Raw genomic sequence first — 21,624 nt, 5'->3', positions numbered from 1 at the left:
GCAATCCTGGTGGCCGCGCATGAACCTTACTCCCCGTGAAAAAGACAAACTGCTGATTTCGATGGCGGCCATGGTTGCCCGCCGGCGGCTGGAGCGCGGGGTGAAACTCAATCACCCGGAGGCGATCGCGCTGATCACCGACTTCGTCGTCGAAGGCGCGCGCGACGGCCGCTCGGTGGCTGACCTCATGGAGGCGGGGGCTCACGTGATCACCCGCGCCCAGGTGATGGAGGGCATCCCGGAAATGATTCACGACATCCAGATCGAGGCCACCTTTCCGGACGGCACCAAGCTCGTCACCGTCCACGAACCCATTCGCTGAAGATGAGGCGATGCTGCAACTGAGACCCAACTGCGAATGCTGCGACAAGGACCTGCCGCCCGGCAGCCGCGAAGCGATGATCTGCAGCTTCGAATGCACGTTCTGCACGCAATGCGCATCCGAGGTTCTCGACGGGCAATGCCCGAACTGTGCCGGTGAACTCGTTCGCCGCCCGGTTCGTCCCGCCGCAAAGCTGGGCAAGTTTCCGGCATCCACCGAACGTGTTGTGAAGCCGGACGGCTGTGCGCCGATCAAGGCTGCGTAAACAGGAGAGACAGAGCATGATCCCCGGTGAAATCATTACTGCCAGCGGCGATATCGAGCTGAATGTTGGGCTGGACACGGTGTCGCTCGAGGTGTCCAATACTGGCGACCGGCCGATCCAGGTCGGCAGTCATTATCATTTTGCCGAAACCAATGCCGGCCTGTCGTTCGACCGCGCGGTGGCGCATGGCAGACGTCTCGACATTCCGGCAGGCACGGCCGTGCGCTTCGAGCCCGGACAGACGCGCAGCGTTACGCTCATTTCCTTTGCCGGAAAACGCGAAGTCTATGGTTTTCGCCAGAAGGTCATGGGCAAGTTATGAAGCGGCGGCTGGTCGCGATTGGCGTGATCGTCGCGTTCCTTGGGCTGGAAGCGCCGTTCGCGTGGGCCCAGGAAGAGCCGCAGGTCGATTGCGAGAATGCCATGGCCCAGTCGGAGATGAACTTTTGCGCCAACAAGGATTATGAGGCTGCCGACAAGGAACTGAACGCCGCCTACAGGAAAACCATGGCGGCAATGAAGGAGACCGACAAGGAACTGGGCGAAATCAACGCCAACTATGTCGGCGCGGTCGAGGCCCTGAAGAAGGCGCAGCGTGCCTGGATCGATTATCGCGACGGCCAATGTGAACTCGCCGGCTTCGAGGCGCGGGGCGGCTCGATGGAACCGATGCTGGTTTCCGGCTGCCTGGCAGACCTGACGAAAAAGCGCACCGAGGAACTGAAGGGCCTGATGGAAGGTCCTGGAAACTGAGAGCCTTGGAAACCGAGGGAAGAGTGACGGCAGACCGAACCATCGCGATCGTCGGAAACGGTTCCGTGCCGGAGGGGACGGCCGTGATCATCGACGCGGCCGATCTGGTGATCCGTTTCAACGACTGCCGCTCGTGCGGCGCGGGTGGGCAGAAGACGGATATCGTCGCCGTCTGCAATACCGGGCGCCCGGCGCTGGCGATGCTGGGTGGTGGCCAGTGGAAGACGAATGCGGCGGTGCGGCGGGCTGGTCAAATCTGGTGCGTTCGCGACGCCGACGAATTTCAGGCATTGCGGCCGCAACTGTCGGCGAGCCATCCGGATCTCGATGATTTCTGCGACGACTATACCGATGGTTTTCGTGCATTTGCCAAAGCGACCGGCCGCGCCTTTCATACAGTTCCGGCCTTGGCGCAGGAGAGTGTCGATGCCGCGCTGAAACAGTTCGATGCGGGCGCCTATGTCGTGCCGAGCAGCGGCATGATTACGATAGCCGAGGTGCTGGCGCATTGGCGGCGACCGGGCGATCGCGTCGTACTCGCCGGTTTCGGCCATGCCGGCTGGGAGTGGCACCCGTTTGCGGCCGAGCGCCGCTATGTCGACACGTTGGTCACCGCGGGATATTTGGAGCGCGTTGACAATGTCGTTGCAGCCAAACTTGGAGCGCCTTACATTCATGCTAGGAAGTAAGGAGTATCTGTCATGAATCAGTCGGCAAAGGTCACGTCTAAAGGACAGATTACGCTGCCTGCCGATGTGCGCAGGTCGCTGCACTTGAAACCAGGCGACAGGATTGATTTCATCCGGAACGACGCAGGGAATTTTGAAATCAAGGCACGGGGCGCTCGCCTTTCGGATTTGCGGGGGATCGTGAAGCCCGATTTCCCAGTCACAGGCGAGGACATCGACCGCTGGATCAGGGAGGCACGCGCTGCCGGGTATCAGAGTGACGAGGAATGATCGGGCTCGACACCAACATCCTGCTTCGATGGTTGATGGCAGACGCGTTGACGGAGGAAGAGGATCTGGGGCAGGCCGAGCTAGTTGGCGATTTTTTGTCCGCGGAAGCGGATAAGCTGTTCGTCAACCATATCGTTCTTGTTGAAACGATATGGGTCCTGAAACATAGGGTAAAACTCAGCAGGGCGACGCTTGTATCTGTTATGAAAAAGATTCTCGATTCTGCGATCATCGTCGCGGATCCACACATCGTTACGGCTGCAATGGACATGTATTCCCGCTACCCCGGTGATTTCTCCGACCACCTGATCGGAGAGGTCAATAGGCAGAATGGCTGTAGAACGACAATGACTTTTGACAAAGTAGCATCGAAATCTCCCAATTTTTCTGAACTTCAGAGGTAGACCATGTCTTATAAAATGTCGCGCGCGGCCTATGCCAGCATGTTCGGCCCCACCATCGGCGACAAGGTGCGGCTTGCCGATACCGAACTGTTCATCGAGGTCGAAAAGGATTTTACCACCTATGGAGACGAGGTGAAGTTCGGCGGCGGCAAGGTCATCCGCGACGGCATGGGGCAAAGCCAGGCGACGCGGGCGCAAGGGGCGGTCGATACCGTCATCACCAATGCGCTGATCGTCGATCATACGGGCATCGTCAAGGCCGATGTCGGCCTGAAGGACGGGCGCATCGCTGCGATCGGCAAGGCCGGCAATCCGGATACCCAGCCGGGCGTGACCATCATCGTCGGGCCTTCGACGGAGGTCATTGCCGGGGAGGGCAAAATCCTCACGGCCGGCGGCATGGACGCGCATATCCACTTCATCTGCCCGCAGCAGATCGAGGAGGCGCTGATGTCGGGCATCACCACCATGCTCGGCGGCGGCAGCGGCCCGGCGCACGGCACGCTGGCGACAACCTGCACCGGCGCCTGGCATATCGAGCGGATGATCGAAAGTTTCGACGGCTTTCCAATGAACCTGGCGCTGGCCGGCAAGGGCAATGCCTCGCTACCGGCGCCGCTCGAGGAAATGATCCTTGCCGGCGCGTCAAGCCTGAAGCTGCACGAAGACTGGGGCACGACACCGGCCGCCATCGACAATTGCCTGTCGGTTGCCGATGCCTATGACGTGCAGGTGATGATCCATACCGACACGCTGAATGAAAGCGGCTTCGTCGAGGACACGATCGATGCCATCAAGGGGCGGACCATCCATGCCTTCCATACAGAAGGTGCTGGCGGTGGGCATGCGCCCGACATCATCAAGATCTGCGGCCAGTCGAACGTCATTCCGTCCTCGACAAACCCCACGCGACCCTACACGATCAACACCCTGGCCGAGCATCTCGACATGCTGATGGTCTGCCATCACCTGTCGCCGTCCATCCCGGAAGATATCGCCTTTGCCGAAAGCCGCATCCGCAAGGAAACCATCGCGGCCGAAGACATCCTGCACGATATCGGCGCCTTCTCGATCATTTCCTCCGACAGCCAGGCCATGGGCCGCGTCGGCGAGGTGGCGATCCGCACCTGGCAGACCGCCGACAAGATGAAGCGGCAGCGGGGCCGGTTGGCGCAGGAAACCGGCGAAAACGACAATTTCCGCGTCCGGCGCTATATCGCCAAATACACCATCAACCCGGCCATCGCGCAGGGGCTTTCCCATGAGATCGGCTCGATCGAGGTCGGCAAGCGCGCCGATCTGGTGATCTGGAATCCCGCCTTCTTCGGCATCAAGCCCGATATGGTGCTGCTTGGCGGCATGATCGCGGCCGCTCCGATGGGCGATCCGAATGCCTCGATCCCGACGCCGCAGCCGGTGCATTACCGGCCGATGTTTGGCGCCTTCGGCAAGGCACGCACCAATTCCTCCGTGACGTTCGTATCGCAGGCCTCGCTGGATGCGGGTATCAAGGGCCGTCTCGGCGTGGCCAAGCAACTGATCGCGGTGAAGAACACCCGCGGCGGCATCAGCAAGGCTTCGATGATCCACAACAGCCTGACGCCGCATATCGAAGTCGATCCGGAAACCTACGAGGTCCGTGCCGATGGCGAGTTGCTCACCTGCGAACCCGCAACGGTGCTGCCGATGGCGCAGCGGTATTTCCTGTTCTAGGCTGGTCTTCGATCGTGAAAGAACCCTGCTGATGTCCCGGAAACGGCCCGTTCGACGGCTGCTTGCCGCCCTGTTCGGGGCGGTGATGACGGCCGCCGCCGGCACGCTGATCCCGCGTCCGTTCTGGCCCGCGGCACAGGCGGCTGTGGCTGGCGAAGAGATGCATCGCATTCTCGTCCTGTCGAACCCCATTCACACGGATATCGCCATTCCCATCGATGTCGAAACGCTGGCCCGCTTTCCGTTTCTGGCGGAAAGCGGCATGCCGGTCACGCATCCAAATGCGCGCTGGCTCGTCTTCGGCTGGGGAGGCCGCGCTTTCTATATCGAGACGCCGACATGGTCTGACCTGAAGCCGGTGCCGCTGATCAAGGGGCTGACGATGGACCGGTCGGTCATCCATGCGGATGTCGCCGGAGAGATCGTCGAGCCTTCGGATCTCGTCGCCGGTTTCGAAATCGGGCCGGACGAATATCAGCGGCTTCTGTCGTTCATCGCGGAGAGCTTCACGCCGGCGGACGGCCGGATCGAGGCGATTCCGGGCGCCGCCTATGGCCCGAACGACCGATTCTTCGAAGCCAATGGCTGGTTCAGCGCGGCCGTCGGCTGCAACACATGGACGGCTAAAGCGCTTCGCGAAGCCGGATTACGCACAGGCTGGTGGAATCCGTTGCCGGTTTCACTGACAACATCGCTCTCGCTGTACAACTGAAATGCCGCCCGAGTTGAGACGCCTGTGGCTGTCATGAAATCCGGTGCCGGGCCTGTTTGGTCTGGCGCCGGATTTTTTTGTTGTTACAGTGGCATGAATGAATTTTGAGGCTTGCAGAATGCCCTATCGCTCGACCCAGATCCTGTCTCCCGGTCCGACAGACAAGACACCACTCCACACGATTGCGCTGGCCCATGACCAGCGGCATCTGCGCCGCAAGCTGCTGCATCTCGACAATGACGATGTGGTGATGCTCGACCTGAAGGAGGCCGTCATGCTCGGAGATGGCGACCTGCTGGTGCTGGACAGCGGCGACTACGTGCGCATCGCTGCCGTCGAGGAGACGCTCTACGACATCCGCCCGCGCGACCCGCTGCACCTGATCGAGCTTGCCTGGCATCTCGGCAATCGGCACCTGCCGACGGAAATCCGGCAGGATAGGATATTGATCCTGCGCGATCCGGTGATCAAGTCAATGCTGGAAGGTCTAGGCGCCACGGTTGCCGAGGTGAGGGAACCGTTCCAGCCGATGCGCGGTGCCTATCATGGTTCGGGCGGTCATTCCCATGGGCATGCCCACGGACAGGTCGGCCATCGTCACGCCCATGACTGACCGTGCCGACACGCAGGCGCTGCTGCGGCTGGTGACATGGATGTCGCCGGCCTTTCCGATTGGCGCATTTTCCTATTCCGGCGGACTTGAGCAGGCGGCTCATGATGGTCAGGTCACCGATGCGCTAGGGCTTTCCCGTTGGCTGCGGGCTTTGATCGCGCATGGGTCGAGCTGGAACGATGCGGTGCTTCTGGCCGAGAGTTATCGCGCCTTTGGCGATCCATCGAGGCTTGACGCCGTGCGGGAAGTGGCGGAGGCGCTGGCCGGTTCGCGCGAGCGTCATATGGAGACGACGCTGCAGGGCGAGGCCTTCCTGACCGCTGCGGCCCATTGGCCGCATTCGGTGCTCGAAACGCTGACCGGCGTTGTCGCCTATCCCGTCGCGGTTGGCGCTGTCGCGGGTGCGCATCGCACCGGGCTGGAGCCGGCTCTGGCCGCTTATCTGCACGCAACCGCCTCCAATCTCGTCTCCGTGGCGATCCGCTGCGGCGTCACGGGCCAGACGCATGGGGTCGGCGTGCTTGCCGCGCTCGAGCCGGTGATTGCCGACGTGGCGGGGCTGGCGGCTTCGAGTACGCTGGACGATCTCGGCTCGGCCACCATTCTGGCCGAGATTTCGGCCCTGCGCCATGAGACACTGCATTCGCGGCTCTTCCGGTCCTGACCGAACGAGCTCGCAATTTTTATGAAAGGAATATTGCGATGAAATCAGCCAACGGCCCCCTTCGCGTCGGCATCGGCGGTCCGGTCGGCTCCGGCAAGACGGCGCTGACGGACAAGCTCTGCAAGGCGATGCGCGAGACCTATTCCGTCGCCGTGGTCACCAACGACATCTACACCAAGGAGGATGCCGAGGCGCTGGTGCGCATGCAGGCGCTGCCGTCGGACCGGATCGTCGGCGTCGAGACTGGCGGCTGCCCGCACACGGCAATCCGCGAGGATGCGACGATCAACCTGCAGGCCATCGCCGATCTCAACCGCCGCATTCCCGATCTCGACGTGATCTTCATCGAATCCGGCGGCGACAATCTGGCGGCGACCTTTTCGCCCGATCTTGCCGATATAACCATCTATGTCATCTCTGTCTGCCAGGGCGAGGAAATCCCGCGCAAGGGCGGGCCGGGCATCACGCGCTCGGATCTGCTGGTGATCAACAAGAAGGATCTTGCGCCCTATGTCGGCGCCGATCTCGACGTGATGGAACGGGACGCCACGCGCATGCGCAAGGAACTCCCTTTCGTGTTTTCCGACATGAAGCGTGGCGACGGCATCGAGCGGATCGTCGAGTTTCTGACGGTCGAGGGCGGGCTGTAGCGGTCGCGAAGTCTCAATGAAAAAGCCCGGCCGCATTATCCATGCGGCCGGGCTTCTCGTTTGTTGTGCTCGGCCTATTCGGCCGCGAGCGCAGGATGGTTGATGACGTTGCCGCCGCGCTTCGGTCCTTCCAGCTTGTCCAGCCGCTGCTGCAACTCGCCGATCGTCTTGCTCTGGTCGGTGACGATTTCCGTCAGTGCCTCGTTTTCCAGAACCTCCAGTTCCTCGTCCTTCTTGCCGACCATGCGGCCGAAGAGCCAGCCGAGCAGCCGCGACACGTCATCCATGATCAGGAAGAACGACGGCACGACGAGAAGTGAAAGGACGGTCGAGACGATGATGCCGCCGATGACGGCGATCGCCATCGGGGCGCGGAACGAGCCGCCCTCGCCAACGCCGAGCGCGGACGGGATCATGCCCGCCGACATGGCGATCGAGGTCATGATGATCGGCTGGGCCCGCTTGCGACCGGCCTCGACCATGGCCTGAACACGTCCCATGCCATGACGCTTCATCTCGACGGCGAAATCGACCAGCAGGATCGCGTTCTTGGTGACGATGCCCATCAGCATCAGCACACCGATCATGACCGGCATCGAAAACGCGTTGCGCGTCAGAATCAAAGCAACGGCGACGCCACCGATGGCAAGCGGCAGCGAAAGCAGGATGGTGAAAGGCTGGATCACATCCTTGAACAGCAGGATGAGCACCACCAGAACCATGAGCAGGCCGAGCAACATGGCATTGCCGAAGCTCTGCATCATTTCGCTCTGGATCTTCGCGTCCCCGCTTTCGGCAAGCCGCACGGTCGATGGCAGTTTCGTTTCGTCGACGATCCGTTTGAACTCCGCGGTCGAGGTATCCAGCGCGGTTCCCTGCGGCACGTCCGAGCCGATGGAGGCCACGCGGTTGCGGGCGTTGCGCAGGATCGAGCTTGGGCCTTCCGAGTAGCTGATATCGGCGACGCTATCGATCGGAACGGTCGCGCCGGACGCAGTCTTCACCTTGAGGGCGCCGATCGCCCGCAGGTCACGGCGGACGTCGAGCGATGTCTGCACGCGGATCGGGATGAGCCGGTCATCGAGCGAGATCTTGGTGAGCGCCGCATCGACATCGCCGGTCGTGGCGACGCGGATGGTCTGAGAGATCTGCTGCGGCGTGATGCCGAGGCGGGCGATCTCATCCTTGCGCGGCCGTATCTGGAGTTCCGGCCTCGGCAAAGCGCCCTCGGAACTGACGTTGGAGAGGATCGGCGAGGCGCGCAGCTTGCCTTCCAGCAGGCCGATGGCTTCATTCAGGTCGTCTTCGTTCGACGACAGGAAGTTGAAGGTCAACTCGCGCTCGCCGCGATCGTTCAGCTTGGTGATGCGGACATCGGGAATGCCGCGCAGGTTGGCGAAGATGTCCTTCTCGACATCCCACTGCGGACGGGTGCGGCCATCCATCTGCATCTTGGGCATATATTGGCCGATGAGCGGAAGACCACCGAGGCCCTTGTTCACCAGGGTCTTCAGCAGGGAATGATCGATCTTGCCAAGGATGATGCGAACCGTTGCACGGCGCAGTTCGAGGTCGCCTTTCGGCGATGCGCCGCCAAGGATGAAAACACTATCCACGCCATCCACATCGCGCACGGCGTCGTAGATTTTGGTTGTGGTCGCATCTGTTTCGGCAAGCGTGGCATTGGGCGGCAGTTCGACCGAGAGTACGACACGCGAGCTATCGTCCGGCGGCATGAAGCTGCCTGGTACCTGGGTCATGAGATAGAGCGATCCGACCAGGAATGCGAATGCGGCGAGCATCGTCGCATAGCGCATGTACCAGCGCGTTGTCGTAGCGGTGACCAACCGTGTGTAGGCCTTCATCAGGCGACCGTCGTTGTCATGATGATCGTCGACGCCGTCTTCGGGCCGCATCAGATAGGCTGCCATCAGCGGGGTTATCAGGCGCGCCACCATCAGCGAGAAGAAGACGGAGAAGGCGACCGTCAGGCCGAACTGGATGAAGTACTGGCCGGCAATGCCCGGCATGAACGACACCGGCACGAAGACCGCGATGATCGTGAAGCTTGTGGCGATGACCGCAAGCCCGATTTCATCGGCGGCATCGAGCGAAGCCCGGTACGGCGTCTTGCCCATCTTGATATGCCGGGCGATGTTCTCGATCTCGACGATCGCGTCATCGACCAGGATACCGGTCGCCAGCGTCAGCGCGAGGAAGCTGACCAGATTGAGCGAAAAACCCATCAGGTCCATGATCCAGAATGTCGGGATCGCGGACAGGGGAAGGGCGACGGCAGCGATGAAGGTTGCCCGCCAGTTTCTCAGGAACAAAAGCACGACGATGACGGCGAGGATCGAGCCTTCCAGCAGCGTGTGAAGCGCTGCTTCATAGTTGCCGTAAGTGAAGTAGACGGCATCGTCCACCATCGCGATATTGACTTCGGGATGGGCGGCCCGGACCGTGTCGAGGCTTTTCGCCACCGTTTCGGCGACCGAGACTTCGCTTGCTCCCTTGGAACGGAAGACGGCAAAGGTGACCGACGCATCGCCATTGAAGCGCGAAAAGGACTTCTGCTCCTCATAGGTATCGGTGACGGTGCCGAGGTCCGACAGTTTCACGAAACGTCCATTGGGCAGGGCGATCGTCGTATCGGCCAGTTGTGCCACGTTGCGGGCATCGCCGAGCGTGCGGATGGTCTGCTCGTTGCCGCCGATCTGGCCGCGGCCGGAACCGAGATCGACGTTGGTGCTGCGCAGTTGATTGTTGACATCGGGCGCGGTGATGCCGAAGGAATCGAGCTTGCTCGGATCGAGTTCGACCTTGATTTCCCGATCCGATCCGCCGTAACGGTCGATCCGGCCAACGCCGGGCTGGCCCTGCAGGGCGCGCTTGATCGTGTCGTCGACGAACCAGGACAGTTCCTCGAGCGTCATGTCCGGCGAGGTTACGGAGAAGGTCTGGATCGCCTGACCTTCGACATCGATCTTGGTAACGACCGGTTCCTCAACATCGGCAGGCAGATCGCTGCGGATGCGGTCGATGGCGTCCTTGGTGTCCTGGACGGCTTCCTCTGTCGGCTTTTCGATGCGGAACACGATACTGGTGACCGACTGTCCGTCGGTTACGGTCGACTGGATTTCGTCAACGCCGGCAATTGATGCAACGGCATCCTCGACCTCCTTCGTCACCTGCATTTCCAGTTCCGACGGCGAGGCGCCGTTCTGGGTCACCGTGATGGCGACCACCGGAACGTCGATGTTCGGGAATTTTGTGATCGGCAACGCGTAAAACGACTGGATGCCAAGGTAAAGCAGAAGCGCAAAACCGAGGATCGGTGCGATGGGATTTCGGATGGACCAGGCGGAAAAGTTCATCGCTGTGACCTCGATCAGTTCGATACGGTTTCGGCGTCTGCAAGTACGGGCTTGATGCGATCACCATCCCGCACGAAGGCGCCGGCCTTGGTGATCACCCGGTCGCCCTGCTTGAGGCCCGTCCGGATCTCGATATATCCGTTGTCCTGTATGCCGGTTTCGACCTTGGCAACATGTGCCACGTCGCCTTCGACCTTGCGGGTGACCATGCCGTCCCTGGTATTTGTGACCGCCGAGAGCGGCAGGACGAGCGCCTCTTTCTCAGTGACGATGATCTGCGCTCTGGCATACATGCCAACCCGGGCTTTTTCCGGTTCCAGCAGGCTGATATAGACATTGCCGAGACGGGTCTGGGTGTCGATCACCGGCGAGATCAGCCGGATCTTGCCGTCGATCTGCGTCTTCCCGTCCGCGAGCGTTATTTTTGCCCTCTGGCCGATCTCCAGTTTTGGCAGATCGGTCTCGATGATATCGGCCTTCATTTCCACGGCGCCGTCGCGAATGATGGTGAACAGCGGCTCGCCAGTGCCGTTGGCGATCGCCCCGATCTTGGCGGTCCGGGCGGAGACCACACCAGCCACCGGCGTCTTCACGTCTGTGCGGGCAAGCCGCAGGTCGACATCGGAAATCTGGGCATCGACAACCTTGATATCTGCCTGCGCAACGGAGACCAGTTGTTCGGAAGACCTGACGCGTGCAAGGGCAACCGTGGCCGCGGCCTTTTCCTGATCGCGCTGCGCCGTCGACATCGATCCCGCGTCGGCCAGCTTCTTCGATCGCTCGCTGACGCGGAGGGCTTCCTCGGCATTGGCCTGGGCCTCGGCAAGTTGTGCCTGATACTGAGCGAGAGATGCATTGGCCTTGGCAAGGCTCGCAGCATACTGGCTTTTCTGCAGCAGGAGCATGTCCGGGTTCAATGTGGCAAGCGTGCTCTCGGCATCGACATGGTCGCCGACATCGGCGTTCAGCGTGCGGATGGAAAGTCCGTCGACCAGCGGGGAGACATAGGTCTCTTCGACGGCTTTGACGGCGCCGGTTGCCACGACCCGATCGACGATGGGTTTCATTTCTACCTGGCTGACGACGATTGACGGCAAGGCCTGTTCGGTTTTCGGCGTGACGGCTTCTTCCGCAAATGCCGTACTCGACAGGAAGGCCAGCAACAGGGCAGTGGAAACACCAAACGCAAACGTCTTGTTACGGGCCATCGGCTCACTTTCCTCGAATTCCGGATAAATCAGTTTGCTGACGCCGCACGCCTTCAAGGAAGGATTTGTCGTCGTCACCTGCTGGAAGGGAAGGAAATCTCGCCTCAGTCTTGCCAAGCGATAAGTTTTCCCCCGCATCCTCCTCAAAAATGCCTCGGGCTCTATTTAGTTAGGCCCTTTCGGCTATGCAAGACGATACAAAAAAACAATGGTGCCTCATTATTTTATTTGTTGAATGCCATCAATGCAATTTCTGATTTATGCTGTTTTGTTGCGGAGAAGTGTTTTCCAGGTGTTGCAAATGAGAAACGCGCGGGGCTAACCGCGCGTTTCTTGTTCAAAAAAAACGATTATAACGGTCTACTTGAGAGCAGCGTCGGTGATCTCGTGGGTGAAGGCGCCGACCGGCTCCTTGGTGATGACCGGATCGGATCCGCCCTTCATCAGCGAGGCAACGGTCCGCTTGTAGTCGGCCTCATCGAGCGCGCCGTTCGAGCCGGCCGTCAGCTTGGCGATTTCGCCCATCATGCGCTTCTGGTGCATTTCCGTCTGTGCACCGGTGGAATCGTTTTCAAGAACGATGCCGGCCGCTTCATCCGGATTGGTTTCCGCGTACTTCCAGCCCTTCATGGATGCACGGACGAACTTGACCATCTTTTCCTTGAAGGCCGGATCCTTGAGCTTGTCTTCAAGCACGTAGAGGCCGTCTTCCAGAGTGGCGACGCCCTGGTCCTCGTATTTGAAGGTGACCAGATCCTCCGGCTTGATACCGGCATCGATGACCTGCCAGTATTCGTTGTAGGTCATGGTCGAGATGCAGGCTGCCTGCTTCTGGATCAGAGGATCGACGTTGAAGCCCTGCTTCAGCACGGTGACGCCATCCGGGCCGCCGTCCGTCTTCAGGCCCAACTGGCTCATCCAGGATAGGAACGGATATTCGTTGCCGAAGAACCAGACGCCGAGCGTCTTGCCCTTGAAATCGGCAGGCGAGGCCACGCCGGATTCCTTCAGGCAGGTCAGCATCATGCCCGAAGACTTGAACGGCTGGGCGATATTGACGAGCGGCACGCCCTTTTCGCGCGTGGCCAGTGCCGATGGCATCCAGTCGACGACCACATCGGCGCCGCCGCCGGCAATCACCTGCGGAGGGGCGATATCCGGGCCACCCGGCTTGATCTCGACGTCGAGGCCTTCGGCTTCATAAAAGCCCTTGTCCTTGGCGACATAGTATCCGGCGAACTGGGCCTGCGTGACCCATTTCAGCTGCAGGACCACCTTGTCGGCGGCGATCGCCTGGACTGCGGACAGCGAAAAGGCGCTTGCCAGCAGCAAGGATGCAAGTTTCGTCTTCATGTCAGTTCCCTCTTTTTTGTTATGCCTCTCCAACCACGAAAAGGCGGGCCTTCCGTTTCGCCTGCCCACCGCGGGCAGGCTTTTTCTCAGACCGTCCGGGCGTTTCGCACGGACGGGTGCCAGAACGTGACGGCGCGCTCGATGAGCGCCACGATCCCGTAAAAGGCTGAGCCAGCCACCGCCGCGACGGCGATCTCGGCCCAAACCATGTCGACATTCATGCGCCCCACTTCGGTGGAAATCCGGAACCCCATGCCGACGATCGGGGTGCCGAAGAATTCGGCCACGATAGCGCCGATCAGCGCCAGCGTGGAATTGATCTTGAGCGCATTGAAGATGAAAGGCCATGCCGCCGGAAGCCGCAATTTGACGAGCGTCTGGAACCATGTCGCGGCATAGGTCCGCATCAGGTCCTTTTCCATCGAACTGGTGGCCGCAAGCCCCGATACCGTGTTCACCAGCATCGGGAAGAAGGTCATGATCACCACGACCGCGACCTTCGACTGCCAGTCGAAACCGAACCACATCACCATGATCGGCGCGACGCCGATGACGGGGAGGGCAGAAACAAAGTTGCCGAGCGGCAGCAGGCCCTTCTGCAGGAAGGGCGAGCGGTCGATGGCGATGGCGACGAGAAAGCCGAGGCCGCAGCCGAGCGCGTATCCGGTGATCACGGCCTTCAGGAATGTCTGCTGGAAATCGGCCCAGAGGGTCGGCAGGGAGTGGATCAGGCGGGTCCAGATCATCGAGGGCGGTGGCAGCAGAACGAAGGGGATATGTAGTCCTCGGGTAAGCACCTCCCAAAGATAAAGAACACTTAGCCCAAAAATCAGCGGTGCCGCATAGAATGCCAACCGTGCGACCCATGCATTTCTATAATTGGAGGACGATAAGAGTTCGTTGAGCAGCCAAGCGGTTGCAATACACGCGATTACTGTCGTCCAGTAATTAGTTGGTGGCGCCTCACTGCCAAAACCGTTCAGCGAGCTTAAAGTTATAGGAACAAATGCGATGAGATACGCTAATGCAGCCCATTCCAGCGCTGGGATAGGTTTCTTTCGTTTACGGCGCAGGGAAAATGCCAAGCAATAGATGATCAAAGGCAACATCAGAAATGCGCCCCACCGCGGCCCGCTCAGATATGGCGTGGCAAGCAGCGGGTAGAATGTGAAAAACTGCAAACCCGTAATCAACACCAAAAAAGTTTGCAAAGAGGTCAATCGTCTCATGCCCGGGTCCCCATGCGCTTGAGGACGGCGGTGTGGGCGAAGCCGACGATGATCACCAGAGTTGCGGCGAGTGCAGCCGCCATGAACAGGGCCGACCAGATCTGCACCGTCTGGCCGTAGTAGGAACCGGCCAGCAGGCGCGCGCCGAGGCCGGACACGGCGCCGGTCGGCAATTCGCCAACGATGGCGCCGACCAGCGAGATGGCGATGGCGACCTTCAGCGATGTGAAGAGATAGGGCATGGACGACGGCCAGCGCAGTTTCCAGAAGGTCTGCGACGGGCTGGCGTAATAGGTGTGCATCAGGTCAAGCTGGATCTGCTCGGGGCTGCGAAGCCCTTTCACCATGCCGACCACGATCGGGAAGAAGCTGAGATAGGTGGAGATCAGCGCCTTCGGCAGCAGCCCCGAGATCCCGACCGCATTGAGCACGACGATGATCATCGGCGCGATGGCGAGGATCGGAATGGTCTGGCTGGCGATGACCCAGGGCATCAGCGACCGGTCCATCGCCCGGTTGTGGACGATGCCGACAGCCAGCAGGATGCCAAGCACGGTGCCAATGCCGAAGCCGAGCAGCGTTGCCGAGAGCGTGATCCAGGCATGATAGACGAGGCTGCGCTTGGAGGTAATCGGCATCAAGACTGTCGTATTCCAGATTTCGGCGATCACCTGATGCGGGGCGGGAAGGACCGGCCGTTGCTGGAACATGGTTTTCGGCAGGATCTCGGAGAAGGTGATTGCCGTTCCGGCGCGCGCGGCGGTGTCACGCTCAAACGGCACATTGAGGAAGATGACGGCAACATACCAGATGACCAGCAGGGCAAGGAGAATGACCCCCACCGGCATGACCCTGTCTTTGAAGAAGTTCGACTTTTCCATGCTCAGGCCTTTCCCCCGCTCGGCAGCATCATCAGGGCCATCGATACGATGCCGAGCGCTACGCCCGCCAGTTGCGGCATGGTCATCCGCTCGCCGAAGACGGCAAAGGCGATGACGTTGATCAGCAGGAGCTGGGCGATGGCCGAGGCCGAGATCGCAAGGCCGAGCCCGCCCTCGCGCATCAGCCGCACCATCATCAGGTTACCGATGCAGTAGAGACCAAGCGAGAAGATCAGGATCAGAATGTTGTTGCTGGACACGTAGTAGCGCGAGGCGGTCGCGGCGCTGAGGAAGATGGCCATGGAGGCGGAAAGCCAGAGGATGAATTGGAGGTTCATGAAAGGCACCTCACCGTATGCCACGGCATAATCGATCTACTCATCATAACTATGCCCCGCTCTCAGGCCTTCGCGAACGCGGCTGGCAATCTCCAGGAATTCCGGGCTTTCGCGGATATCCAAGGGCCGTTCCTTGGGCAAGGTCGATTCGATGATGTCCGTCACACGGCCGGGGCGGGGGCTCATGACGACGATCTTGGTGGAGAGATAGACGGCTTCCGGGATCGAGTGGGTGACGAAGCATATGGTCTTGTTGGTCCGGTCCCAGAGCTTCAGCAGTTGCTCGTTCAGGTGATCACGGACGATTTCGTCCAGCGCGCCGAAGGGTTCGTCCATCAGCAGCAGGTCGGCATCGAAGGCGAGCGCGCGGGCGATGGAGGCGCGCTGCTGCATGCCGCCGGAGAGCTGCCAGGGGAATTTCTTGCCGAAGCCGGTGAGGTTGACGAGATCCAGCGTGCGGTCGATGCGGGCCTTCTGGTCGGCGGCGCTGTAGCCCATGATCTCCAGCGGCAGGGCGATGTTCTTCTCGATCGTGCGCCAGGGATAAAGCGCGGCTGCCTGGAAGACATAGCCGTAGGAGCGATTCTTGCGGGCATCTTCGGGCGTGGTGCCATTGACGGTGATCGCGCCGGAGGTCGGCTTTTCGAGATCGGCGATGACCCGCAGGAAGGTGGTCTTGCCGCAGCCGGAAGGGCCGATGAAGGAAACGAAATCGCCCTTGTTGACATCGAGGTTGACGCCGGTCAGGGCGTTGACGGGACCGTCATTGGTCTCGAAGGTGAGGCCGAGATCGCGCGCCGAAACGACGGATGCTGGTGTGATTGTCATTGTGTCCGGTGCGCTCCGCCCTGAATGCCATTGCCTGGAAGTTTGCTGTGACGTCATTCGGCTCTCTGCCTTGGATAGTCGTACTTCATATTTTTCGAATGAGGTATGCTGCGCGCGATGTTGCCACCTAGGAGATGGGGAAATGTTGCAATCATCGAAACCGACCTGCCGGATTGTCCGTCCCGGCCAGACCTATGACGGCAAGCAGGGGTTCAGCTATTTCGAGGGAATTTCGGCGGAAGCGGTCGGATCGACGGGTATCTGCATGCATCTTCTGACGATCCCACCGGGCGGCCGCGCCAAGGCGCATAAACACGAGACCCATGAAACAGCTATCTACATGCTGTCCGGCGAGGCGCATACCTGGTTCGGCGAACGGCTGGAGGAGCATGTGATCGTGCGGGCGGGAGAGATGTTCTACATCCCGGCTGGTGTTCCGCATCTTCCGGCCAATTTGTCGGACAAGCCCGCGTCGGCGGTGATTGCTCGGACAGATCCGAACGAGCAGGAGAGCGTCGTCCTGCTGCCTGAGCTGGAAGCGCTGGTTCCGGTCTGAGCCGTCAGTGGGACAGTGCAGGGCGATGGTCATTTGCATTTATCCAGCGGTCCCCAGATGGAGCGATCCTTGAAGACGATCGTATAGGAAGCGTCCACCCGATTGATATCGACATCGTGATCGGTCTCTGCCTCCATTCCTTCTTCCTGGCAGGCGATGATTGCCGAAAAGGACGAGCCCCTTTTCGTGATTGGCCCCTTGAAGGTGCAATAGGACGCAGCCGAAGTGATAGCCTCATCCGTCAAAAGGAAAAAGAAATCTGCGCCTGAGCTTTCGCCTGTACTGGCGTAGATGCAGCCCTCCTTGTTGCCATAGGCTCCATCAAGGAGTTTCGCCTGCGCGGATGCGGCCGCAGGGATCATCACGGTGAAGACGATTGTCATCAGAAGGTGCATACAACATTGGGAAATATGCTGCTTCAACTTCCAATCCCTTTCTCAAAACATGGCCTGAGACTGACACGATAAAGAGTGTAGGCAGCAATCATTCCTGCCGGGACGGTTTCGAACTGAAGTCCGGTCAAGGGACCGGGGTTTAAACGCCCTGTGGTCAAGTTCGAGAAGAGGCTCACAAGCGACTGACCGAAGAATATTGCTGCCGATGGTACCATTGCGCCGCCGAGGAGAAGGACTGAAAGGCTGCGGATGCCGAAATATCGCATGACCCAAAGAAAAGCCAAAGTGAAGGGCAAACCGAGGACCATAATCGCCGCCAGTGCGAATGGAAGTAAAAATACGAGGAGGACGCCTGCGCTGCCTGGTATGGAAGGAAGCATGCCTGCGGCAAGCATTTTTGTGAAAGCCCACACAAGGAAACCTGCCGGAACGGCGAGAATATAGCCGTAGATCACCTCCCATAAATCGACCGGCCTTTCCACGCGCATCACACCCCGCTTGCCGGAATGCCGGTGCGCTGGACCTTGCGTGGCGCGGTGATGTCCTTCCAGGTGGAGAGCGCCTTGTTGACGGCGGTAAAGGGTTCCCGGCTGACGAACTTGCCCTGGCCTTCGCGGGTCTTGATGGTCGATTCCTCGATGGCGACGACGCCGCCCGTCAGTGTGTAGCGCGGCAGGCCGGTGACCTGCTTGCCTTCGAAGACATTGTAGTCGATCGCCGATTGCTGGCTTGCGGCCGAGATCGTCTTCGAGCGCTGCGGATCCCAGACCACGAGATCGGCATCGGCGCCGACGAGGATCGCGCCCTTCCTCGGATACATGTTGAGGATCTTGGCGATGTTGGTCGAGGTGACGGCGACGAACTCGTTCATGGTGATGCGGCCGGTGGCGACGCCGTGCGTCCAGAGCATCGGCATGCGGTCTTCAAGCCCGCCGGTGCCATTGGGGATCTTGGTAAAATCGCCGACGCCGAAACGCTTCTGGGCGGTGGTGAAGGCGCAGTGGTCGGTTGCGACCACCTGCAGGGAACCGGCGGCAAGTCCGGCCCAGAGACTGTCCTGATGCTGCTTGTTGCGGAACGGCGGCGACATGACGCGGCGGGCGGCGTGGTCCCAGTCGGGATTGGCATATTCGGTCTCGTCCAGCGTCAGGTGCTGGATCAGCGGCTCGCCATAGACACGCATGCCGTTCTGACGCGCACGGCGGATCGCTTCATGCGCCTGCTCGCAGGAGGTGTGGACGACGTAAAGCGGGGCGCCTGCCATGTCGGCGATGATGATGGCGCGGTTGGTCGCTTCGCCCTCGACGGCGGCGGGGCGGGAATAGGCGTGGGCTTCCGGGCCGTTGTTGCCGTCTGCCAGCAGCTTTGCCTGCATCTGCGCGACGATGTCGCCGTTTTCGGCATGGACCATCGGCAGCGCGCCAAGCTCGGCGCAGCGCTGGAACGAATGGAACATCTCGTCGTCGTCCACCATCAGGGCGCCCTTGTAGGCCATGAAGTGCTTGAACGAGTTGATGCCCTTGTCCTGGACGATGGTCTGCATCTCGTTGAAGACCTGCTCGCTCCACCAGGTGATCGCCATGTGGAAGGAGAAGTCGCAATTGGCGCGCGAGGTCTTGTTGTCCCACATGGTCAACGCTTCGAGCAGCGACTGGCCGGGCGAGGGGAGCGCGAAATCGACCACCATGGTTGTGCCGCCGGAGAGCGCTGCGCGCGTGCCGCTTTCAAAATCGTCGGACGAATAGGTACCCATGAACGGCATTTCGAGATGGGTATGCGGATCGATGCCGCCCGGCATGACATAACAGCCGGTCGCGTCCAACGTCTCGTCGCCCGAGAGGTTCGGACCAATCTCGACGATCCTGCCGCCATCGACCTTGACATCCGCCTTGTAGGTGAGGTCGGCGGTGACGATGGTTCCGTTTTTGATGACTGTGGTCATTCGTCTGTACCTCTTGTGATAAAAGATTTGGCGTCTTGAAGGTATTTATCGTAACGGTCGCTGAAAATGACGGGGTTCCAAGCCTCAAGACGATTGTCGAGTGTCCACAGTGCCATCTGCTCGGCGTTATCAACGAGTTGCGCCAGATTCTCTCCAGCATTAAGACGGCCGAGACAATCCGAAAGAATAAGCGCTTCCGCGAGTGTGAGCTGGATCGTCACATTCTGGTTCATTTCGAGCGACACGTTCATTTCCCGCACCCGATTTACCCCACGATCCCCGCCGTCTCCACCACTGCATGGAACAGCACATCGCAGCCCGCAGACGCCCATTCCTTGGATATCTCTTCCGCCTCGTTGTGGCTCAGGCCCCCGACGCAGGGACACATGACCATCGTCGCAGGCGCGACCTTGGCGGCCCAGCAGGCGTCATGGCCGGCGCCGGAGATCAGGTTCATGTGGCTGTAGCCGAGTTTTTCGGCGGCGGTGCGCACGGCGGTGACGAGCGTGGGATCGAAGGTCACCGGCTCGAAATGGCCGATGGCCTCGATCGAACAGCCGACGCCGAGCGCTTCGGTGATCTTCGGCGCTTCCGCTTCGATCCTGGCGCGCATGCGGTCGAGCTTGGCCTTGTCGGGCGAGCGAATATCGACGGTGAAGACGACTTTGCCCGGCAGAACGTTGCGGGAGTTGGGTGAGAAGAACACCTGCCCTACGCCGCCGACAGCGCCCGGCTGGTTTTCCATGGCGACGCCCTGGACCATCTCGATGATCCGCGCCATGGCAAGGCCGGCATTGACGCGCAGGTTCATCGGGGTCGAGCCGGTATGGGCCTCGCGGCCGGTCAGCGTGAATTCCAGCCACCACAGGCCCTGACAGTGGGTGACGACGCCGATGGTCTTTTCCTCTGCCTCAAGGATCGGACCCTGCTCGATATGGTATTCAAAATAGGCGTGCATCTTGCGGGCACCGACTTCTTCCTCGCCAAGCCAGCCGATGCGGCTCAGCTCGTCGCCATAGGTCTTGCCCTCGGGGTCCTTGCGGCCATAGGCGAAATCGAGCGAATGAACGCCGGCAAAAACGCCGGAGGCGAGCATGGCAGGCGCGAAACGCGCGCCTTCCTCGTTCGCCCAGTTGGTGACGACGATCGGATGTCTGGTCTTGATGCCGAGATCGTTCATGGTGCGCACGACTTCCAGCGCGCCGAGCACGCCCAGCACGCCGTCATACTTGCCGCCGGTCGGCTGCGTGTCGAGATGCGAGCCGACATAGACGGGCAGGGCATCGGGATCGGTGCCGGGGCGGGTGGCAAACATCGTGCCCATCTTGTCGACGCCGACGGTCAATCCGGCATCTTCGCACCATGTCTTGAAAAGGTGGCGGCCTTCGCCGTCCTCGTCGGTCAGGGTCTGGCGATTGTTGCCGCCGGCGATGCCGGGGCCGATCTTCGCCATGTCCATCAGCATGTCCCACAGACGGTCTGCATTGACACGCATGTTCTCGCCCGGTGCATGAGCCATGGCGGTTCTCCTCATTCTTTTTGGGGGAGGCACGTTCTCAGCGCATCCCGTCGTTCCCGTGGTCAAATCGGGGCCATCTGGTTTTTTCGATTGCCCTGCGATCAGTCGTTGCGTTTGAAAGTGAACTGACTGATAATTTGACCGGTTGGTAAAACATTACAACTTCCATTGCCGCACTCAAGACGGAAAAACAGAAAAAACGAAAGTGTCGTCCGAATTTTTAGAACTTGCGGTTTTCGGGTGATTTCAGGCCGTGTGCAGACGACGATTGGTGAGAAGACAGGGGGAAATATGGTACTTCCGAGGGCAGCCCGAACACAAAGGCGAACCCGCATCCAGGAGGAGAAGGAAGAACTGATTCTGGAGGCGGCGCTCGACGTGTTCGCCACCCACGGTTTTCGCGGCAGCACGATCGATCAGATCGCCGATGTGGCCGGCATGTCGAAGCCAAACCTGCTTTATTATTTCCGCACCAAGGAAGCGATGCACCGAGCATTGATCGACCGGGTACTCGACAGCTGGCTCGATCCTTTGCGCGAATTTGATGCCGAAGGAAACCCGGTCTCGGAAATCCGCAGCTATATCCGCCGCAAGCTGGAAATGGCGCGTGATTTTCCGCGCGAAAGCCGGTTGTTTGCCAACGAGATCCTGCAAGGGGCTCCCCATATCGAGGACGAACTGAAAGGGCCGCTGAAGACGCTGGTGGACGAGAAGGCGGAGGTGATCCGCGCCTGGGCGAAGGCCGGCAAGATCGCCAAATGCGATCCCTACCATCTGATCTTCGCCATCTGGTCGACGACCCAGCATTATGCCGATTTCGATGTGCAGGTGCGTGGTGTGCTGGGCGAGGGGCGATCCGGCGAAGGGCGTTTCGAGGATGCTGCCCGTTTCCTCGAACAACTGTTCGTCACGGGCCTTTCGGCCGACGGCTCGGCGAGTTGAC

26 protein-coding genes are annotated in these 21,624 nt (G+C 60.3%); 14 read left to right on the top strand and 12 right to left on the bottom strand.

The window, feature by feature from the left end; translation table 11 throughout:
• The first annotated feature begins 19 nt into the window (after positions 1-19).
• From J2Z75_RS23790 to ureG, 12 genes are all read left to right on the top strand, one after another.
• Positions 20-322, top strand: a complete 303-nt coding sequence (locus J2Z75_RS23790) for an urease subunit gamma (RefSeq protein ID WP_037126742.1) — start codon at positions 20-22, stop codon at positions 320-322.
• A 10-nt stretch (positions 323-332) separates the two neighbouring features.
• On the top strand, positions 333-587 hold the full coding sequence (locus J2Z75_RS23785) for a DUF1272 domain-containing protein (protein WP_209855399.1): 255 nt from the start codon (positions 333-335) through the stop codon (positions 585-587).
• 16 nt (positions 588-603) lie between these two features.
• Positions 604-909 carry an urease subunit beta gene (locus J2Z75_RS23780; RefSeq protein ID WP_209855396.1) on the top strand — a complete coding sequence of 102 codons (306 nt, stop codon included), beginning with the start codon at positions 604-606 and terminating at the stop codon, positions 907-909.
• A complete protein-coding gene (locus J2Z75_RS23775; protein ID WP_209855394.1) occupies positions 906-1,340 on the top strand; it encodes a lysozyme inhibitor LprI family protein in 435 nt (144 codons plus the stop codon). The genes J2Z75_RS23780 and J2Z75_RS23775 overlap by 4 nt, the downstream gene beginning before the upstream one ends.
• A 23-nt stretch (positions 1,341-1,363) precedes the next feature.
• Entirely contained in the window at positions 1,364-2,029 is a 666-nt protein-coding gene (locus J2Z75_RS23770) for a Urease operon accessory protein (protein ID WP_209855392.1), read from the top strand.
• Between the two features lie 12 nt (positions 2,030-2,041).
• Positions 2,042-2,299 (top strand): AbrB/MazE/SpoVT family DNA-binding domain-containing protein, encoded by a 258-nt coding sequence (locus tag J2Z75_RS23765; RefSeq protein WP_209855390.1) that lies wholly within the window; start codon positions 2,042-2,044, stop codon positions 2,297-2,299.
• Positions 2,296-2,703, top strand: a complete 408-nt coding sequence (locus J2Z75_RS23760; protein ID WP_209855387.1) for a PIN domain-containing protein — start codon at positions 2,296-2,298, stop codon at positions 2,701-2,703. The genes J2Z75_RS23765 and J2Z75_RS23760 overlap by 4 nt, the downstream gene beginning before the upstream one ends.
• Positions 2,704-2,706: 3 nt before the next feature.
• Positions 2,707-4,416, top strand: a complete 1,710-nt coding sequence (gene ureC / locus J2Z75_RS23755; protein ID WP_209855385.1) for an urease subunit alpha — start codon at positions 2,707-2,709, stop codon at positions 4,414-4,416.
• A gap of 31 nt (positions 4,417-4,447) precedes the next feature.
• Positions 4,448-5,128, top strand: coding sequence for a TIGR02117 family protein (locus J2Z75_RS23750; protein WP_209855383.1), 681 nt, complete (start codon positions 4,448-4,450; stop codon positions 5,126-5,128).
• A gap of 118 nt (positions 5,129-5,246) precedes the next feature.
• Entirely contained in the window at positions 5,247-5,741 is a 495-nt protein-coding gene (ureE, locus tag J2Z75_RS23745) for an urease accessory protein UreE (protein ID WP_209855381.1), read from the top strand.
• Entirely contained in the window at positions 5,734-6,405 is a 672-nt protein-coding gene (locus tag J2Z75_RS23740) for an urease accessory protein UreF (RefSeq protein ID WP_209855828.1), read from the top strand. Before ureE ends, J2Z75_RS23740 begins: the two co-directional genes overlap by 8 nt.
• A gap of 38 nt (positions 6,406-6,443) precedes the next feature.
• The gene (gene ureG, locus J2Z75_RS23735) at positions 6,444-7,055 is read left to right on the top strand and encodes an urease accessory protein UreG (protein WP_209855379.1); all 612 of its coding nucleotides are present in this window, start codon (positions 6,444-6,446) and stop codon (positions 7,053-7,055) included.
• A gap of 74 nt (positions 7,056-7,129) precedes the next feature.
• On the opposite strand, the gene J2Z75_RS23730 is transcribed toward ureG, so the two are convergent.
• From J2Z75_RS23730 to J2Z75_RS23700, 7 genes are all read right to left on the bottom strand, one after another.
• Positions 7,130-10,432: an efflux RND transporter permease subunit gene (locus J2Z75_RS23730; protein ID WP_209855377.1), complete on the bottom strand. Its 3,303-nt coding sequence runs from the start codon at positions 10,430-10,432 to the stop codon at positions 7,130-7,132.
• Between the two features lie 14 nt (positions 10,433-10,446).
• The gene (locus tag J2Z75_RS23725; RefSeq protein WP_209855375.1) at positions 10,447-11,640 is read right to left on the bottom strand and encodes an efflux RND transporter periplasmic adaptor subunit; all 1,194 of its coding nucleotides are present in this window, start codon (positions 11,638-11,640) and stop codon (positions 10,447-10,449) included.
• A gap of 360 nt (positions 11,641-12,000) precedes the next feature.
• A complete protein-coding gene (locus tag J2Z75_RS23720; RefSeq protein WP_209855373.1) occupies positions 12,001-12,993 on the bottom strand; it encodes an ABC transporter substrate-binding protein in 993 nt (330 codons plus the stop codon).
• 86 nt (positions 12,994-13,079) lie between these two features.
• On the bottom strand, positions 13,080-13,925 hold the full coding sequence (locus tag J2Z75_RS23715; protein ID WP_209855826.1) for an ABC transporter permease: 846 nt from the start codon (positions 13,923-13,925) through the stop codon (positions 13,080-13,082).
• Between the two features lie 293 nt (positions 13,926-14,218).
• Positions 14,219-15,103, bottom strand: coding sequence for an ABC transporter permease (locus J2Z75_RS23710; RefSeq protein WP_209855371.1), 885 nt, complete (start codon positions 15,101-15,103; stop codon positions 14,219-14,221).
• A 2-nt stretch (positions 15,104-15,105) separates the two neighbouring features.
• Positions 15,106-15,441: a hypothetical protein gene (locus tag J2Z75_RS23705; RefSeq protein WP_209855369.1), complete on the bottom strand. Its 336-nt coding sequence runs from the start codon at positions 15,439-15,441 to the stop codon at positions 15,106-15,108.
• A gap of 36 nt (positions 15,442-15,477) precedes the next feature.
• A complete protein-coding gene (locus J2Z75_RS23700) occupies positions 15,478-16,269 on the bottom strand; it encodes an ABC transporter ATP-binding protein (RefSeq protein ID WP_209855367.1) in 792 nt (263 codons plus the stop codon).
• Between the two features lie 142 nt (positions 16,270-16,411).
• On the opposite strand from J2Z75_RS23700, the gene J2Z75_RS23695 reads away from it, so the two are divergent.
• On the top strand, positions 16,412-16,825 hold the full coding sequence (locus J2Z75_RS23695) for a cupin domain-containing protein (protein WP_209855365.1): 414 nt from the start codon (positions 16,412-16,414) through the stop codon (positions 16,823-16,825).
• A 29-nt stretch (positions 16,826-16,854) separates the two neighbouring features.
• Here J2Z75_RS23695 and J2Z75_RS23690 read toward each other — a convergent pair whose 3' ends face one another.
• The 5 genes from J2Z75_RS23690 to J2Z75_RS23670 are packed head-to-tail and all read right to left on the bottom strand — an operon-like array spanning position 16,855 to position 20,681.
• Positions 16,855-17,208, bottom strand: coding sequence for a hypothetical protein (locus J2Z75_RS23690; protein WP_234937529.1), 354 nt, complete (start codon positions 17,206-17,208; stop codon positions 16,855-16,857).
• A gap of 35 nt (positions 17,209-17,243) precedes the next feature.
• On the bottom strand, positions 17,244-17,702 hold the full coding sequence (locus J2Z75_RS23685) for a hypothetical protein (RefSeq protein ID WP_209855361.1): 459 nt from the start codon (positions 17,700-17,702) through the stop codon (positions 17,244-17,246).
• 5 nt (positions 17,703-17,707) lie between these two features.
• Positions 17,708-19,162 carry a dihydropyrimidinase gene (gene hydA / locus J2Z75_RS23680; RefSeq protein WP_209855360.1) on the bottom strand — a complete coding sequence of 485 codons (1,455 nt, stop codon included), beginning with the start codon at positions 19,160-19,162 and terminating at the stop codon, positions 17,708-17,710.
• On the bottom strand, positions 19,159-19,407 hold the full coding sequence (locus J2Z75_RS23675) for a hypothetical protein (protein ID WP_209855359.1): 249 nt from the start codon (positions 19,405-19,407) through the stop codon (positions 19,159-19,161). The genes hydA and J2Z75_RS23675 overlap by 4 nt, the downstream gene beginning before the upstream one ends.
• A 20-nt stretch (positions 19,408-19,427) precedes the next feature.
• Positions 19,428-20,681 (bottom strand): Zn-dependent hydrolase, encoded by a 1,254-nt coding sequence (locus J2Z75_RS23670; RefSeq protein WP_209855358.1) that lies wholly within the window; start codon positions 20,679-20,681, stop codon positions 19,428-19,430.
• A 291-nt stretch (positions 20,682-20,972) separates the two neighbouring features.
• On the opposite strand from J2Z75_RS23670, the gene J2Z75_RS23665 reads away from it, so the two are divergent.
• Positions 20,973-21,623 carry a TetR family transcriptional regulator C-terminal domain-containing protein gene (locus J2Z75_RS23665; RefSeq protein ID WP_209855357.1) on the top strand — a complete coding sequence of 217 codons (651 nt, stop codon included), beginning with the start codon at positions 20,973-20,975 and terminating at the stop codon, positions 21,621-21,623.
• Position 21,624: the final 1 nt, after the last annotated feature.

Source organism: Rhizobium herbae, from assembly GCF_017873135.1.
Lineage (GTDB): Bacteria > Pseudomonadota > Alphaproteobacteria > Rhizobiales > Rhizobiaceae > Pararhizobium > Pararhizobium herbae.
The sequence above is the reverse complement of the archived record's forward strand: the minus strand, read 5'-3'. Positions and strand labels throughout refer to the sequence as shown.